The sequence below is a fragment of the Gemmatimonadota bacterium genome, from assembly GCA_022560615.1.
GTDB lineage: Bacteria > Gemmatimonadota > Gemmatimonadetes > Longimicrobiales > Gaopeijiaceae > UBA1138.
On record JADFSR010000037.1, the window covers coordinates 19936 to 35739 of the forward strand.

Here is a 15804-nt window from a genome sequence, read left to right on the forward strand (position 1 = left end):
ATGGTTCCGCGGACCATTGAGCACTTTGGCGGGCGGGCTTCGGGGTCGTTTGCGGTGTGGTGTGTCTTTGGGGTTTGCAGGAGTGTCCTCGTGGGGGGACGTTCTCGCTTTGCTCGAATTCTCCTAAAGCATTGTGTGACAACGGGTTACGTTTTGGCATGAGGGATGCATTCTGACTTGTCGACAGTCGTACGGTGGGCTGCTTGGAGGACGGTGGGTCGCTGAGTCGAATGGGAGAGTGGACGATGAGACGCGTGGCGGTGGGATCTCTGGTGATGATGCTGGCCCTGGTGGGCTGCGACGATGACTTCATATTTGGTGTGGATGCGCCAGCGGCTCCCCGCGATGTCGAGGCGAGCTACTACGCCGGTGTGGTGACGGTGAGCTGGGGGCTAGCCCCAGCTTGGAATGGGGAGGCCTTTCGCGTGTACTCCCGCCGCGTCACCGACGCTGATTACTTCTTGATCGCCGAGGTGACGAGCTGCGCCTTCGGGCTCTGCTCGTACGAGGACGCGAACGTGCTCGAGGGCCAGACCTACGAGTACTACGTCTCGGCGGTGGACTTCGACACCGGGATCGAGACGGCGAGCGACTATTCTGTCGAGGTCTCAGTGCCTGCCGCGGTCCCTCCTCCGGCGCCCAATGCCTTCCGAGTGATCGCGCTCGACAACGCCAACTACCTGGCGTGGGGCAACGGATCGCGCGAGGCCGAGGACTTCTCGCACTACAAAGTCTATCTCGACGACGGAACCGGCACCGAGTTCTTGCTCGGTGAGACGGACTCTGAGGGCTTCCTGGACTTACTCGCCGAGAACGGTGCGACGTACACGTACTTTGCCACCGCCGTGGACACGGACGGTCACGAGAGCTCCGCGAGCTCGACCGCTGAGGGCACTCCCCGGCCTGACTTCCACGGCGAGTGGTTGTACGACCACTTCAGTCAGCCCGCGCTTTCGGGCTTCCGCTTCTCGGAGGACGAGAACACCAACCCGATCATGAGTGGTACGTCGTTGGACCGGCACTTCCGGCTCGAGGTCGACGACCTGGGGTGGTGGCTCGTTCCGGGCCCGCAGTCAGCGATCTATCCAGTGGGCTTCGAGACCACGTCTCTCAAGTGCGACGTGGCGGCCGACGCGGGATGCGTCGACGTGACGAGCGCGCCCACGTCGGGTTACGTCACCCTGGACATGGCACTCGAAGCGCAGGCGAGCTATGTGCTGAGAGTGGTCGGCAACGACGGTGAGCTCCACTACGGTGTGATTCGCCTGGATCTGCTCGGCTACGACCAAGACGACAACGCGCTGATGATCTTCGACTGGGCCTATCAGGTCCAGGCTGGGAACCCTGACCTGGTTGAGTCGGTGGGGCGGTGATGGGCTGAGGGGATCGATTCTGGTCTGGGTGGGGAGGCCCGGGCGCCGAACGGCGTCCGGGCCTCACTTCCTGTAGCTTTGGGGAGCCTCTGCACAAGTAGGGCACGCCGCGTTACGGTGCCACGGCTCCAGCGGGCACCCGCGCAGGGCGCGGGTCGCGGTGCGACGACGGCATAGCCGTCGCTACGGCTAGGCGCGCCAACGACGGAGATGGGGCCGTGCCACCGTAACCCACACACTGTTTAGTCATGGCACACATGGTGTTGGGCGCAGGGGGGTCGCGGCCCAATAGGTCGTCTCTCCTCCTCGGACCACCGCCTTCGGCGGCGGTGCCCGCCCTGCTACGACTCGTCGTCCTTCCTACTCTTGAACTCGCGAGATCGGGCACCCGCGCCGAAGGCGTGGGTCGCGCGGCGCGCCCTACTTGTGCAGAGGCTCCCTAGCATGGTCAGAGTGCTCGAGGCGGTGCCGAACTTCTCCGAGGGACGCGATCTTTCGAAGGTGCGTGCGCTCGTGGACACCATCGCGGCCACCGGAGTGGAGGTGCTCGACTGGTCGGCGGATCCAGACCATCATCGCTCCGTGATCAGCTACATAGGGGACCCCGACCTCGTGGTTCGTGCGTCGATCGCCGCGGCGGAGTTTGCGCGAGACCACATCGATCTGCGCGAGCATCAAGGGGTTCACCCGCGTGTGGGGGCGCTCGACGTGATGCCGCTGGTTCCCTTGCACGGTGTCGATATGGTGGACGCCGTTAACGCCGCGCACCGCGTCGGGAGCGCGATCGCCGACCTCGGCGTTCCAGTCTTCTACTACGGATACGCTTCCGATCCTGCCGGTCGTGGCCTGGCCGAGCTGCGCCGAGGCGGGTTCGAAGGCTTCGCTGGTGGGTTCCCCGAGGACCGTCGCCCCCAAGTTCCAGCGTCGGCCGAACGCCCTCATGCGACCGCAGGGGTGACGTGTGTCGGCGCCAGGCGAGTCCTACTCGCGTGGAACGTTTTTCTGCGCGGAATCAGTCGTGATCAAGCCCGCGAAATCGCTTCGCAGCTCCGTGAGCGAGACGGCGGATTCGCGGGGTTGAGGGCTTTGGGACTCCATCTCGCATCGCAGGACCGCGTCCAGATCTCGATGAACCTCGAGGATCCTGACGAAACACCACCGCTCGCTGTCTTCTCAGCCATAGAAAAGGCGGTACACGCGTGGGGTGGGGATGTCGTTGAAACCCAAGTGGTTGGCATGATTCCGGATGCCCTTGTGCTTCCGGCGGGGCAGGACAGATTACACATTCTTGACCTGGAACCAGCCCGCGTTTTGTCCCACCGTGTCAGGATGCACGTGCAGGGACGTCTGGACACCGGAAGGCAGACTTCGGACGATGCGATATGAGCATTGAGACGCTCAAAGAACAGGCCCGACGCCATGAGCAGCGGGAAGAGTGGCAGGAGGCTCTGGATCAGTACGGGCTGGCGATCATGAAGCTGGCCAAAGAGGAGCAGCCGGATATCGGCCTGTACAACCGCGTAGGGGACCTCTACGTGCGCGTCGGCAACCTTGATGCCGCGGTCGAGCACTTCGAGCAGTCGGTCGACCTCTATTTGGAGACGTTCCTCCCCAACAACGCGATCGCGGTCTGTAAGAAGATCATTCGCAACGTGCCCGATCGGCACAGTGCCTATCTGAAGATGGGCCAGATCCGTGCAGAACAAGGCTTTCTGCCGGACGCGCGCGCAAACTTCCTCACGTATGCCGAGCGGATGCAGCAGGCGGGCGATCTGGACGAGTCGTTCCGGGCGCTCGTGGAGTTCTGCGATCTGGCTCCGGACGACATCGACATCCGGATGATGGTCGCCGACCAGATGGCGTCACACGACCGAAAGGACGATGCCGTAGTGCAACTCTCGACCGCGTATCGCCACTTGATAGCCAAGGGTGCGGCCGACGAGGCGAGCGCCGTCGAGGCCAAGATCCGCGAGCTCGACGCCAGCACCGACGTCGGTGGGCTCCCCGTGATGACGAGTGCCGAGCTCGACGGTGATGGGCTGTCCGATGCGGACGATCTGATGGGGCACTTCTCGGACATCGCGATCGGTGACTCCGATGATCAGGAGTCGGATAACGGCCGTGAGCTTCCGACGTTCGACGTGAGCGATGAACCAGGCGACGCCGCACCCGCCCCGGAGGAGGAGGATGCATCGGAGGCAGAGGAAGCCGTTCAAGAGGCTGCGGCGAGCGAGGACTACATTGATCTGGGCTCGATGGTCCTCGGCGACGACGGCGGAGAGAAGTCGACGCGATTCACGGTTGCGTATGAAGAGCCGTCAGGAGATGAACAGGCGGACTTCGCCAAGATGCTCTCGCAGTTCAAGGACAAGGTTTCCGAGAACCTCGGCGCCGACGACGTTCAGACTCACCACGATCTCGGCACGGCATACAAGGAGATGGGTCTTCTCGAGGAGGCGGTCGGCGAATTTCAAGCTGCGCTTCGTGCCTCCGCGGACCACCTGCCCACATACGAGCTGTTGGGCCTCACGTTCATGGAGATGGGTCGGCCCGAGGCGACCGTGCACTCGCTCGAACGGGCACTCGAGGTCAAGTACGACATCGAGGAAGAATTGTTGGGCATCTACTACTATCTCGCGCGAGCGAATGAGGATTTGGGTAAGGCGGAGAGGGCAGTGGAGCTCTACGAAAAAGTGTTCTCCATTGATATCAATTTCGCCGACGTGACCGAGCGGCTTGGCGACCTACGTTGAGCGCAGGATGCAGCCCTCGACCGACACCAGCGTAGGTCAAGCGGTCCAGGGGGGTGCGTCAGCCCTCTCCGCGATCCAGGCGCCTGTGCGCTCGGAGTTGGACCAAGTCGGCTCGGAGCTTCGCCGAATCGTGCTCTCCGACTTCGACATGATCGAAGAGGTCAACGAGCACCTCCTCTTCCTCCAGGGAAAGCTGTTCCGTCCCACGCTTCTCCTGCTTTCGAGTCGTGTCGGCGGAGAGCCCCACGACGATTCCCGTACGCTCGCGGCGGTTGTAGAGCTCGTGCACCTCGCGACGCTGGTTCACGACGACGCGGTCGACCACTCCGTGCTCCGTCGCGGGCTGCCGACCGTGAACGCCCTGTGGACTCATCAGGTCGCCATCATCATGGGCGACTATCTGTATTCGCGCGCCGTCACCGAACTCGCCCAACTCGGCAACCTGGATGCGCTCGCGGTGTTGGCAGGGGCCGCCAACGAGATGTCAGTCGGTGAGATGCGGCAGCTCACCTCGTACGACGCGCTCGACTTCACCGAGCAGGACTACTACCGGCTCATCGCAGCGAAGACTGCGTCGCTCATGTCGGCTTCGTGTGAAATGGGCTCGCTCGCTGGCGAAGCAAAGTCCAGGGAGCAGTTGGCGCGCTTCGGCCACAATCTCGGGATGGCGTTCCAGATCGTGGACGACCTGCTCGACTACACCGGTTCCGAAGCCGTCACCGGAAAGCCGAGGGGACAAGATCTTCGGGAGCACAAGGTTACGTTACCGCTCGTCGGCGCGTTGGCGAGCGCCACCGAGGCGGAAGAGCGCGAGATTCGAACCTTCTTCACTCGGGTCGCTCCCTCTGACGACGAGATCCGGCAGGTCATCGGAATCGTCACGGAAAGGGGTGGACTCGAGTATGCCAGGGGCCGAGCCGACTACTACGCCCGTCTCGCCCGGGCGTCGCTGACGGGCCTCACGGAGGGCCCCGCGGTGGATGCCCTATACGACGCCGTGGCCTACGTGGTGGATCGCAAGCGATGAGGGACGTGTATGCTCGTTGACACCCGACGACGTGGCCTCATCCGCTTCACGTGGACTTTGGTGTTGGGCCTTACCCTTGGGGGGCTGCTCACGAAGCTTTCCGAGCTGTTCCTCCCAGAGAGCGCGGCGAGGGACTTTCTCGTGACGGCAGTCGATGCATCGATAGGACCGCTCTCGATCGATCTCGTGGTGGTGGCGTTCACGGTGGGCCCGATCTCTGTTACCCTGAACGTGTTGGCGCTGGTCGGGATCTTGATTGTTGCGCTGATTGTCCGCTCTTTGATCTGAGAATCGGACGAGAACGGGGAACCAACTGGATGGACAAAGAACGCGGGTCACGAACCCTCTGGAGGACTTGAGAGATGGGTTTAGGCGGATTCGGAATGTGGGAGATGATCTTCATCTTCCTCGTGATCTTGCTGCTGTTTGGAGCCAAGAAGCTTCCGGAGATCGGCTCGGCCCTCGGGAAGGGCATTCGGGAGTTCAAGAGCTCGGTGCGGGAGATCGAGAACGAGTTCAAGGCTCCCGATCGCCAGATTCACCGGTCGTCCCCTCCTCCCACTCCTGCCCAGCAGGACGACGAAGACGAAAAGGGAGACGATGACGGCGAACCGCGGAGCCTGAGCGACCAGGACTGAGGCCGACAGGATGGTGAATGCTCTAGAATACCGTCGGAAACTGGACGAAGTCCTCATCCTGCGGAGCGAAGACCTCGGCTCGGCGGTCGACGATACGCGCCGCAGCCCGTAGCGCGGCCATCCACACCTGGAGGCGTGTCTGCTGTAGAATCGCCGCCTGCGTCTGCCGTTGCTGGATCGTTTGCCCGAGCCATGCCGCGGAGTCTGCCTCCGCATAGCTCACTTGCTCGATGATGAACGCGTTCGCGGGCGTGGTGACGACCTCACTGATCTGGCCGGGCTGGAGTCCGAACGAAGCTCCGATCGCCGCATTCTGCCGTCCGAGCCGGGGTACGAATTGGTTGCGTGTGAACGGAGTCGGCGCGTCCACCTGGAGGCCGACGTCTTCGGCGACCTGGGTGAGATCTTCCCCCGCGGCGATGCGCTCCAACATGGCCTGACCGTCCATGATGGCCTGTTCCATCTTCCGATCGAAGCGGAGCGTCGACTCGATCGCGACTCGGGCGGCCTCCAGCGGCAGCACACCTTCGGGGGTGGTACTGATGAGCTCGAGCGCGTAGAACGCCTGGTCGGTCTCGAAGACCGGGCTCACATCACCGGGCTCACCTTCCAGGAACGCCCAGTCCGCTCCTTCAGAGATCTGCCCCGCGCCCCCCACGAAGGGGAAGTTCTCGGCGAGGTCCACCGTAGTGACCTCGAGGCCCACGTTGGCGGCCGCCTCCTCCAGCGGCATCACCTCCCCCATGTCCTCGAGCGAGTCGGCCAGCATGAGCAGCGCGATCTCGCTGTCGTCGGTGCGCTCGAAGGGGATCAGCACATGGCGCGCCTGGACGCTGTCGACGCCCCAGCGGTCCAGTACCTCGATGATGTGGTACCCGAACGCAGTACGCACCGGCTCGCCGACCGTATTGAGCGGAGCCGCGAAGACCGTGCTGTCGAAGGCGCCGATCATGCGCCCTTTCGGGAAGACCCCGAGCTCTCCGCCGAGCGCAGCCGAACCCTCATCCGCGGACTCCCTCTGCGCGACTTCGGCGAAGTCGGCGCCGTCGAGGATCTCCTGGCGCACCGCCGCCGCGGTCTCGCCGGCAGCCACGGAATCCGCCGCGGTAGGGGTCTTGCCGAGCACGACGACCCTGACCGAAGCGCGCGCGGGTACGGCGAATTCTTCTTGCTTGGCCCGATAGTACGCCTCTATGTCGCCGTCTGAGATCTCGAAGTCGTTGTCCTCGTACCGCGTGGCCGGATCCAGCGCCACGAAGCGGATTTCGACCTGCTCGTTCTGATCGCGGAAGCGTTGCCAGAGTTCGGCGTCCGAGAGGTAGATCCCGCTCGAGACCTGCCGGAGCAGCTTTCCGCGCGGGATCACGTCCCGGTAATATGCCTCGAGCAGCAAGCGCTGGTCGTTCGGGAGAGAGGCGAGGAAGGTCTGATAACCCGTGATGTCGAACTGGCCCGTCTCCTCCGACGTGAATTGAGGCCGAAGGTCCGCGGGGGGGCTGAGCTGAGCGGCCTGGATGATCTCCTGGTCCGTGACCTTGATGCCTCTGCGGCGCAGCTCCTGCCGGATGAGAAGCTGGTTCACCACCTCGTCGAACGCAGCGTCTTCAATCTCTTTGACCTGCTGAGATGTGAGAGGCTGTTCCTGAGATCGCTGGATCTGGTCGCGGAGATTCTGGAAGGTCGCGCTCCAGTCGTCGTACGTGACCGCATCCCCGTTGACACGGCCGATTTCGCCGAAGCCACCGGAGCTCTGCCCAGTAATATCCATGCCCCACGTGAACACCATGAGACCGACGAACGCGACCGCTACCGCGATCATGATCGGCTTCGTCGCGTTCCGCATTTGAGCCATCATAGACGGCGTCTCTCCTACGACCCAAGCTTAAGAGTTCGGAAAATGCTGAAAAAGAACCCAAAAAGGATAACGGCTCGTGGACCCGCTCTCAACGGAGCGTGAGTGCCCAGACGGCCGTATTCCGATACGTTGAGGACGCTCGGCAGTTCCCCTTTCGTTGACACTATTTCCAACGGCTCCGTATCTTTGGGCGGCCTCGTAGCCCCTGACGAATCCCCCATCCCATCCCGTTTTCGGAGTCACCGTGACCGAATCGCTCGAAGGGGAAATCCGCACCCTACGTTCTTTGTTCTGGTCGGACCGTGACCCGGATGGCCGCGGCTTCGCGCCACTCGCCGACGCGTATCGACGAGCCGGCGACACCAAGCAGGCGCTCGAGCTGCTCGGGGACGGCATGGACCGGCATCCGGATTTCACGCCGGGGCACGTCGTCGCGGCCCGGCTGTACGTGGAGCAGGGTCTCTTCACAGAGGCCGAGATTGCGGCTCGCCGGGTGCTCGATCTCGATCCCGAGAACGTGGACGCACTACGGTTGCTGGTCCGGGCGCTGGACGAGGAGGGGGAGGCGGTAGAAGCCGCGAAGGTGCGAGAGCAGCTAGCGACTCTCGAGCCCGAGCCCTCCGAGGACGAGATGCCCTCAGACGATTCGTCCGCCGTCGAGGAGGCGGTGCTCTCCTCCGAGGCCTTCGCCCCCGAGGAGCCCGAGGCCCAAGAAGACGTTGTCGAGTTCGATCCGTTCACGCTCGGCGGGGTCCTGGACGGGGAAGAAGAAGTCTTCGACTTCGGTGCGCTGGCACCGGATGAGCCGGAGGCGGTCGAGGAGAAGGTCTTCGACTTCGGCGCGCTGGCGCCGGACGAGCCCGCGCCAGACGAAGCTGCCGAGCAGATCCAGACGCGAACGATGGCTGAGCTGTACGTGACTCAGGGCCTCACCGATCGGGCGATCGACGTGTACCAGCACCTGGTCGGCGCCTCCCCCGACGACGCGGGGTTACGGGCGCGTCTCGAGGAGCTAAGGGCCGGGGACCAAGAGACCGACGTCGCAAGCGGGGAGACCGGGGCACACACTCCCCATCCGCAAGCCGTCGAGCAGGCGCCCGAAGCTGACGAGAGCGACGATGGCGAGGTTGAGACGCTCGCCCGCGACCTCGCTGCAAGCGGGGATGCCGAGCATGAGGTCGACACCCCGTTCGCCTGGGCCGAAGAGGTGAGCGAGGAGCAGGGCGACGTCGTCGACGGCCCGTCTATCGGGCGATTCTTTGATGACCTACTGAGCTACGGGCACGCATCGGAGCCGGAGGAGTCGTGAGAATTGGAGTAGTGCACGGTCCCAACCTTAGGCTGCTTGGCCGGCGGGAGCCGGAGGTCTACGGCACCGAGACGCTGGAGGACGTGAACCGCATGCTCGCTGAGTTGGCAGACGAGCTGGGCGTCGAACTGGAGACGTTCCAGTCGAACCACGAGGGGGAGTTGCTCGACTTCATCGAGGACGCCGCGTCGCGCGTCGAAGCTTTCTTGATCAACCCCGGCGCGTACACGCATACGTCGATCGCCTTGCGCGATGTGCTCACGGGTGTTGAGCGCCCATTCGTCGAGGTTCATCTCTCCAACACGGCGGGTCGCGAGCGTTTCCGGCGGCACTCCTACCTGGCACCTGTAGCGTCCGGTGTGGTTCTTGGCTTCGGTGTCCAGAGCTATCTTCTTGGGCTTCGGGGCCTAGTGGCACGCGCCCGCGGCTAGCCCGTCTTCACGAACATCAATGTTTTCAGGACACGAGGTTGCATGGCGAGCACAGCGGATTTCCGTAACGGAATGGTTCTCGAGATCGAGGGAGATCTGTGGGCGATTGCGTACTTCCAGCATGTGAAGCCGGGGAAAGGCGGCGCATTCGTGCGCACCAAGCTCAAGAACGTCCTCTCGGGCGCGGTCGTCGAGAAGACGTTTCGTGCGGGTGAGAAGGTCAACGACGTTCGGCTCGAGCGGCGGCCCGTGAACTACAGCTATATGGATGGAGACCTGTACTACTTCATGGACGTCAACAGCTACGATATGATCCCGATTGCTGCGGATCTGCTCGGCGAGGATCAGCTCAAGTACCTCAAGGAGAACATGGCGTGCGAGGGGCTCGTGCACGATGACAAGGTCATCAGCGTCGAGCTCCCGAATTTCGTGGAGCTCGAGGTGACCAACACCGATCCGGGCTTCAAGGGTGACACGGCACAGGGGGCCACCAAGCCCGCCGTCCTCGAGACCGGGGCCGAGATCCAGGTCCCGCTCTTCGTCGAAGAAGGCGATGTGCTGAGAATCGATCGCCGAGAGGACAAGTACATGTCCAGAGTAAACGCATGATGGATCTCGATTTCCTCGAGCGGCTGATCAAGGCGCTCGACGAAAGCAGCATCGATTCGCTCGAGATCGAGCGGGGCGGCACTCGCGTGAGCCTGGCGAAGACGCCTCGGCAGCCGACGGTGGTTACGCCGCACGCTCCGGTTCAGTCGCTTGTGGCTCCCATGCCGGGAATGGTGCCGGCCACTTCTGCGGAAGCGGCGGCTCCGTCGGCTGAACCTCCGCAGGTCTCGAGCAACCTGATCGACATCGAGTCGCCGATGGTGGGCACGTTCTACCGGGGGCCGGCGCCGGATGCGCCGCCCTATGTCGATACCGGCACGGATGTTGCGCCGGGTGACACCCTGTGCATCATCGAAGCGATGAAGCTCATGAACGAGCTCGAGTGCGAGGTAAAAGGCGCCATCGTCGAGATCTGCGTCGAGAACGCGCAGCCCGTGGAGTATGGGCAGGTGCTGTTCCGCGTCGACCCGGCCTGAGCGCGGCCAGAGAGACCCTCTTGTTCAAAAAAGTCCTCATCGCCAATCGCGGCGAAATCGCACTCCGTATCATTCGGGCGTGTCAGGAGCTCGGTGTGCAGACGGTCGCCGTATACTCCGAAGCGGATCGGGAGTCGCTTCACGTTCGCTTCGCGGACGAAGACGTGTGTATCGGCAAGGCGCCGGCCAGTGACAGCTATCTCAATATCCCGCGCATCATTGCGGCGGCCGAGATCACGGGCTCGGAGGCAATCCACCCTGGCTACGGCTTCCTCGCGGAAAACGCCGAGTTCAGCGAGATCTGTGCCCGCTCCGATCTGACGTTTATCGGGCCGACGCCGGACCAGATCAGCTCGATGGGCGACAAGGCGAGGGCTCGCAGGACGATGATGGCGAGTGGAGTGCCCACCGTTCCGGGCTCGGACGGCATCATCGACGATGTGGCAGAGGCCAAAGCCGTCGCCGAAGAAATCGGCTTCCCGATCATGATCAAAGCGTCGGCCGGCGGCGGTGGCAAAGGAATGCGCATCGCCCAGGACGCGGAGTCCTTCGAGAAGCAGTTGCTCGCGGCGCAGACCGAGGCGGAGGTCAGTTTCGGCGATCCAGGCGTCTACCTAGAGCGGTGCATCGTCCGGCCGCGACATGTGGAGTTCCAGGTCTTTGGCGACACGCTCGGCACCGTCGTTCATCTCGGGGAGCGCGAGTGCTCGATTCAGCGCCGTTACCAGAAGCTGCTGGAGGAGGCGCCGTCTCCGGCGCTGACGCCCGAACTCCGCGAGCAGATGGGTGAGGCGGCGGTGCTCGCGGCGAAGGCCATCGACTACGTAGGTGCAGGCACCATCGAATTCTTGCTCGATCAGGACGGCTCGTTCTTCTTCATGGAGATGAACACTCGGATCCAGGTCGAGCATCCGGTGACCGAGGTCACGACGGGCTTCGACCTCGTGCGGGAGCAGATCCGCATCGCGGCGGGGGAGCCTATCTCGTTCCGCATGAACGGCGCTGGCTTCCAGCACCGCGGTCATGCGATCGAATTCCGGATCAATGCCGAGGACCCCGCGCGCGACTTTGCACCATCGCCGGGTACGATCGAGACGTTCCATCCGCCTGGCGGACCCGGTGTTCGGCTCGACACGCACGTATATGCGGGATACAAGGTGCCACCGCACTACGACTCGTTGATCGCAAAGCTGATCGTGAGCGGTGCGACGCGCGCGGAGGCGATTGTCCGGGCCCGGCACGTGTTGGATCACTTCATCATCGAGGGAATCCCGACCACTCTGCCGTTCCTGCGGCGAATCGTCGTCGACGAGGCGTTCGTGAGGGGTGAGGTGGATACGGGGTTTGTCGCACGCATGATGGCCGAGGACGAAGCCGACGCATGAGAGTCGATGTCCACTTCACGCGCGCTGAAGTCGATTCAGGGGCGCTAGTCGACGCGACCGCTGTGGTGATCAACGTCCTGCGGGCCACGACCTCGATCGTAGAGGCGCTCGCGAACGGAGCTGTTGGCGTCTACCCCACCACCTCCGCCGAAGACGCCGCGAAGCTCGCCGCGTCCTTGGGGCGGGAGGACACGCTCCTGTGCGGCGAGCGCAAGGGTGTAAAGGTCGATGGCTTCGATCTGGGGAACTCACCGGCCGAGTTCACGGCGGCGGTCGTCGATGGCAAGAAACTCGTGATGAGCACTCCGAACGGCACACGGGTTTTTTCCTCCGCGTCGGAGGCGCAACGCGTGCTCGTGTGTGCTTTCACAAACCTCGGCGCCGTCGCCGCCGCGGTGGCGATCGACGAAACGCTGGCAGTGCTATGCGCAGGGCAGGAGGACCGATTCTCGATCGACGATGCGTTGTGCGCCGGGCACCTGATCCGTCGAGTGATCGAGGGCGGAATTGGCACGCTCGAACTCAACGACGCCGCCCGCGCGGCGCAAGCGCTTGCAGAGGAGCTCAACCCGGACCGGGCGTTCCTGGAAGGCATCAGCGCAGGCCGTGCCCTCGCGGACATCGGGTTGGCTGGGGATCTGGAGCTTTGCGGAGAAGTCGACCGGCATGACATCGTGCCTATGATGCGCGATCAGGCCATTACCTTGTCGGGAGCTTGATAACGCCGACATGCTGACTCGGGAGCAGAAACAGGAGATTCTCGCGGTAGGGCTCCTGGCCCTCGCGCTTTTCGTCCTCTTGTCTCTGTTCCCCGTGGCGATCATCGGCGGGCGCGGAGGAGAGTGGTTCCCCTCGGGCAACATCGTGGGGCCGCTCGGAGCCACGCTCGGCACCCTCCTGAAGGCGTTCTTCGGCGCGTCGGCGTTCATCGTGCCGGCGCTTCTGAGCTTTGGTGGTCTCCGCGTCGGCGGTTGGATCTCGGAGGACTGGACGTCGAGGCTCTCCGTGCTTGCGGCTGGCCTGCTCTTCCTCAGTCCCGTTGCGACGTGGGTGCTGCTGGATGGGCCGGAGAGCGCCGCCGGGTGGCTCGGCTCGGCGCTCGGAGGCCCGTTGGTCGATCTCATCGGGGTCATCGGCACGCTGCTGCTCCTCGGCGCCGGCGTCATCGCGCTCTCGGTCGGGACGCTTGGCTGGAACCCCTTGGGCTCTGTCGGCAGGGGTGTGGTGGCGGGGGGTGAAGCAGCGGGTCGTACCGCTAGAGTGCTCGCGGACAAGAGCAAGGAGCTCGCCGAAGCGCGGGCGCAAGCAGCGACAGAGCGGGCCGCGGCGGAGGCGGAGCCGGTGCCCGGATTCGAACCGGAATGGATGGAGTCGCCAAACGAGGCCGACGAACACGAGGCCGACGGGCACGAGGCTTATGAGGTCGAGGACGAGCTGGAGGAGGACGCGGGCGAGCGGGAAGAAGCCGTCGAGTGGAAGGACGAAGGCGAAGCCGACGAGTCCGAAGGCGGCTTGGATCTCGCAGACCCCGACGCCGAGAGGGAAATCGAGCACGAGGTCCCGCCTATGGATCTGCTCTCGGAGCCCGATGCTCGGGACGACTACAGCATGGATCGGCGGCTGGACGAGCTTGGCCGCGTGCTGATCGAGAAGCTGAGGACGTTCAACGTGGAGTGCACGCTCGGCGAGCGAACGACTGGCCCGATGGTCACGCAATTCGAGGTCATTCCGTCGGCAGGTGTGAAAGTGAATCAGATCGCGAACCTTGAAGCGGATCTGGCGCTCGCGATGAAGGCGAAGAGCATCCGCATCGTCGCGCCGATTCCCGGCCGCGGCGCCATCGGTGTCGAGATTCCCAACCCTCAGGCCGAGATCGTGAACCTGCGTAACATCCTCGAGGCTCCGGAGTTCAAGCAGGCGAAGGGAGAACTGCCTCTGGCGCTGGGCAAAGACTTGAACGGCCGGCCATATGTCGCCAATCTCGAGAAGATGCCGCACGTGCTTATCGCGGGCACGACCGGGGCCGGCAAGTCGGTGTGCCTCAACACGATCGTCACGAGCCTCGTGTACCGGCACACGCCGGAGACACTACGCTTGCTGATGATCGACCCGAAAATGGTCGAGCTGTCGGTCTACGCGCGGCTCCCCCACCTCAGACACAGTGTCGTCACCGACCCGCGGGATGCCGCCGGGGTACTGAAATGGGCGGTGAACGAGATGGAACGCCGTTATGCGCTGCTCAAGGCGAACTACGTGCGTTCGATCGGCGAGTTCAACAAGAAGGTTCGGGACGGGGTCACGGTGAAGCGTTCCGATCCGAGGGGCCCGGAGGGGGATGAGAACCGCTGGATCTACAACGACGGAGTCCTGCCGTTCATCGTCGTGGTCGTGGACGAGCTCGCGGATCTCATGATGACGGTACAGAGCGAGGTCGAGAAGCCGCTCACCCAGCTCGCCCAAAAGGCGCGCGCGATCGGCATCCACCTCATCGTCGCTACCCAGCGTCCTTCCGTGAACGTCATCACCGGTCTCATCAAGGCGAATTTCCCGACGCGTATCGCGTTTCGGGTCGCGTCCAAGACCGACTCACGCACGATCCTCGACATGAACGGCGCCGATGCGCTGCTCGGCAACGGAGACATGCTCTTCCTGCCCCCAGGGGAGAGCGAACCGGTCCGGATCCAAGGTGCCTACCTGCCAACCGAGGACACCGAGCGGCTCATGGGGTGGTACACGGAGCTCATCGAGCGTCATCAGGGAGAGGGCGACATCCCGGACACGGGTCGGGAGACAGACATCCTCGAAGAGCTGCGCGGTCAGGAACTCGAGGACGCCACGATCGCCGCGGAAGAGATCGCCGGCGATTGGGACGAACTTTTTCAGGCTTCGGCCGAGGTGTGCATCCAGAACGGGACCGGTTCGACGTCGCTGTTGCAGCGACGCCTGAGCATCGGCTACGGCCGTGCCGCCCGCATCGTGGATCAGCTCTTCGATGCCGGCGTGATCGGAGATTCGGATGGGTCCAAGGGGCGCGAGGTACTCATGTCGCTGGACGAGCTCGGAGCGCTCATGCGCGGGGGCGGTGATTGATGCACGGTAGAGTCGCATGGGTGGGCGGACTGGCCCTGTCGATCGTCGGCATGGGCCCGCAGTCGGCTCTTGCGCAAGTGGTGGAGCCGCTCTCCCTGCTCGAGGAGACCGCTGCGTTCTACGAGGGCGTAACCCGGTTCTGTGCGGACTTCACACAGCACCTTTCCGTCCCGTTGCTCGGCGATGAGCGGACAGGGACCGGGCAGATGTGTCAGGCGCGCCCGAACAAGTTCGCGATGCGGTTCTCCGACCCTGAAGGTGACCTCGTGGTCGTCGATGGAGAGTGGATCTGGCTGTACTACCCGAGCCTAGACCCGAAACAGGTCATCAGGTTCGCGATGGCGGATGGCGCCGGGGCCTACGACCTCCACAAAGAGTTCCTGGAGGATCCGGCCACCAAGTACGATGTCACATACGAGGCGCTGGACGAAGTCGCGGGACACAAGACGCACCGCCTGCGACTGGTCCCGCGCGCCCGATCCTCGTACGAGGCGGCGGTGATCTGGATCGACCAGCAAGAGCCCGTACTCCGTCAGGTCCGCATCGAGGACGAGAACGGTACCGTGCGGACGATCACGCTCGAGCGCATTGATCTCGACCCGATTGCGTTGGACGACGACTGGTTCACGTTCACGCCGCCGCCCGGCGCCCAGGTCATTTCCAGATGACTAGAAGGGTGATCGGAAAGGGGGGTGGGCCGCGCGACCCACGCCTGACGGCGCGGGTGCCCCGTGCTTGCGCGCGTTCAGGCAAGGAACGACGAGGAGTCGTAGCCGAGCGGGCACCGCCGCCGAAGGCGGTGGTCCGACGAGGAGAGACGATGGATCAACCGCGCGGGCACCGACGCGAAAGCGTTGG

General features: G+C 63.8%; 15 protein-coding genes. 14 read left to right on the forward strand and 1 reads right to left on the reverse strand.

Annotation, left to right across the window (positions count from 1 at the left end):
- The first annotated feature begins 245 nt into the window (after positions 1-245).
- The 6 genes from IIB36_16410 to IIB36_16435 all read left to right on the forward strand — a co-directional run bounded on the left by IIB36_16410 (position 246) and on the right by IIB36_16435 (position 5791).
- A complete protein-coding gene (locus IIB36_16410; GenBank protein MCH7533320.1) occupies positions 246-1373 on the forward strand; it encodes a hypothetical protein in 1128 nt (375 codons plus the stop codon).
- A 444-nt stretch (positions 1374-1817) separates the two neighbouring features.
- The gene (ftcD, locus tag IIB36_16415; protein MCH7533321.1) at positions 1818-2759 is read left to right on the forward strand and encodes a glutamate formimidoyltransferase; all 942 of its coding nucleotides are present in this window, start codon (positions 1818-1820) and stop codon (positions 2757-2759) included.
- Complete coding sequence (locus IIB36_16420) at positions 2756-4126, forward strand: tetratricopeptide repeat protein (protein MCH7533322.1); 1371 nt, start codon at positions 2756-2758, stop codon at positions 4124-4126. Before ftcD ends, IIB36_16420 begins: the two co-directional genes overlap by 4 nt.
- Positions 4127-4133: 7 nt before the next feature.
- Positions 4134-5153, forward strand: a complete 1020-nt coding sequence (locus IIB36_16425; protein ID MCH7533323.1) for a polyprenyl synthetase family protein — start codon at positions 4134-4136, stop codon at positions 5151-5153.
- A 9-nt stretch (positions 5154-5162) separates the two neighbouring features.
- Positions 5163-5441 (forward strand): hypothetical protein, encoded by a 279-nt coding sequence (locus IIB36_16430; GenBank protein ID MCH7533324.1) that lies wholly within the window; start codon positions 5163-5165, stop codon positions 5439-5441.
- 74 nt (positions 5442-5515) lie between these two features.
- Positions 5516-5791 carry a twin-arginine translocase TatA/TatE family subunit gene (locus tag IIB36_16435; protein ID MCH7533325.1) on the forward strand — a complete coding sequence of 92 codons (276 nt, stop codon included), beginning with the start codon at positions 5516-5518 and terminating at the stop codon, positions 5789-5791.
- A 22-nt stretch (positions 5792-5813) separates the two neighbouring features.
- Here the strand turns inward: IIB36_16435 and IIB36_16440 are convergent, their stop codons facing one another.
- Positions 5814-7634: a peptidylprolyl isomerase gene (locus tag IIB36_16440; protein ID MCH7533326.1), complete on the reverse strand. Its 1821-nt coding sequence runs from the start codon at positions 7632-7634 to the stop codon at positions 5814-5816.
- Positions 7635-7890: 256 nt separating this feature from the next.
- Here IIB36_16440 and IIB36_16445 point away from each other — a divergent pair, with 256 nt between their 5' ends.
- The 8 genes from IIB36_16445 to IIB36_16480 are packed head-to-tail and all read left to right on the forward strand — an operon-like array spanning position 7891 to position 15614.
- Entirely contained in the window at positions 7891-8955 is a 1065-nt protein-coding gene (locus IIB36_16445; protein MCH7533327.1) for a tetratricopeptide repeat protein, read from the forward strand.
- Positions 8934-9386 carry a type II 3-dehydroquinate dehydratase gene (aroQ, locus tag IIB36_16450; protein MCH7533328.1) on the forward strand — a complete coding sequence of 151 codons (453 nt, stop codon included), beginning with the start codon at positions 8934-8936 and terminating at the stop codon, positions 9384-9386. Before IIB36_16445 ends, aroQ begins: the two co-directional genes overlap by 22 nt.
- A 42-nt stretch (positions 9387-9428) precedes the next feature.
- Entirely contained in the window at positions 9429-9995 is a 567-nt protein-coding gene (gene efp, locus IIB36_16455) for an elongation factor P (GenBank protein MCH7533329.1), read from the forward strand.
- Positions 9995-10471, forward strand: a complete 477-nt coding sequence (gene accB / locus IIB36_16460; GenBank protein MCH7533330.1) for an acetyl-CoA carboxylase biotin carboxyl carrier protein — start codon at positions 9995-9997, stop codon at positions 10469-10471. The genes efp and accB overlap by 1 nt, the downstream gene beginning before the upstream one ends.
- 20 nt (positions 10472-10491) lie before the next feature.
- Positions 10492-11856 carry an acetyl-CoA carboxylase biotin carboxylase subunit gene (accC, locus tag IIB36_16465; GenBank protein ID MCH7533331.1) on the forward strand — a complete coding sequence of 455 codons (1365 nt, stop codon included), beginning with the start codon at positions 10492-10494 and terminating at the stop codon, positions 11854-11856.
- Positions 11853-12575 carry a 2-phosphosulfolactate phosphatase gene (locus IIB36_16470; protein ID MCH7533332.1) on the forward strand — a complete coding sequence of 241 codons (723 nt, stop codon included), beginning with the start codon at positions 11853-11855 and terminating at the stop codon, positions 12573-12575. Before accC ends, IIB36_16470 begins: the two co-directional genes overlap by 4 nt.
- Before the next feature lie 10 nt (positions 12576-12585).
- Entirely contained in the window at positions 12586-14946 is a 2361-nt protein-coding gene (locus IIB36_16475; protein MCH7533333.1) for a hypothetical protein, read from the forward strand.
- Positions 14943-15614 carry an outer membrane lipoprotein carrier protein LolA gene (locus IIB36_16480; protein MCH7533334.1) on the forward strand — a complete coding sequence of 224 codons (672 nt, stop codon included), beginning with the start codon at positions 14943-14945 and terminating at the stop codon, positions 15612-15614. Before IIB36_16475 ends, IIB36_16480 begins: the two co-directional genes overlap by 4 nt.
- Positions 15615-15804: the final 190 nt, after the last annotated feature.

Coding starts and splice junctions, on each gene's coding strand:
- IIB36_16475 (MCH7533333.1), top strand. CDS start 12,586: ATGCTGACTCGGGAGCAGAAACAGGAGATTCTCGCGGTAGGGCTCCTG.
- IIB36_16425 (MCH7533323.1), top strand. CDS start 4,134: ATGCAGCCCTCGACCGACACCAGCGTAGGTCAAGCGGTCCAGGGGGGT.
- IIB36_16420 (MCH7533322.1), top strand. CDS start 2,756: ATGAGCATTGAGACGCTCAAAGAACAGGCCCGACGCCATGAGCAGCGG.
- IIB36_16470 (MCH7533332.1), top strand. CDS start 11,853: ATGAGAGTCGATGTCCACTTCACGCGCGCTGAAGTCGATTCAGGGGCG.
- IIB36_16435 (MCH7533325.1), top strand. CDS start 5,516: ATGGGTTTAGGCGGATTCGGAATGTGGGAGATGATCTTCATCTTCCTC.
- IIB36_16410 (MCH7533320.1), top strand. CDS start 246: ATGAGACGCGTGGCGGTGGGATCTCTGGTGATGATGCTGGCCCTGGTG.
- efp (MCH7533329.1), top strand. CDS start 9,429: ATGGCGAGCACAGCGGATTTCCGTAACGGAATGGTTCTCGAGATCGAG.
- IIB36_16430 (MCH7533324.1), top strand. CDS start 5,163: ATGCTCGTTGACACCCGACGACGTGGCCTCATCCGCTTCACGTGGACT.
- IIB36_16440 (MCH7533326.1), bottom strand. CDS start 7,634: ATGCGGAACGCGACGAAGCCGATCATGATCGCGGTAGCGGTCGCGTTC.
- ftcD (MCH7533321.1), top strand. CDS start 1,818: ATGGTCAGAGTGCTCGAGGCGGTGCCGAACTTCTCCGAGGGACGCGAT.
- accB (MCH7533330.1), top strand. CDS start 9,995: ATGGATCTCGATTTCCTCGAGCGGCTGATCAAGGCGCTCGACGAAAGC.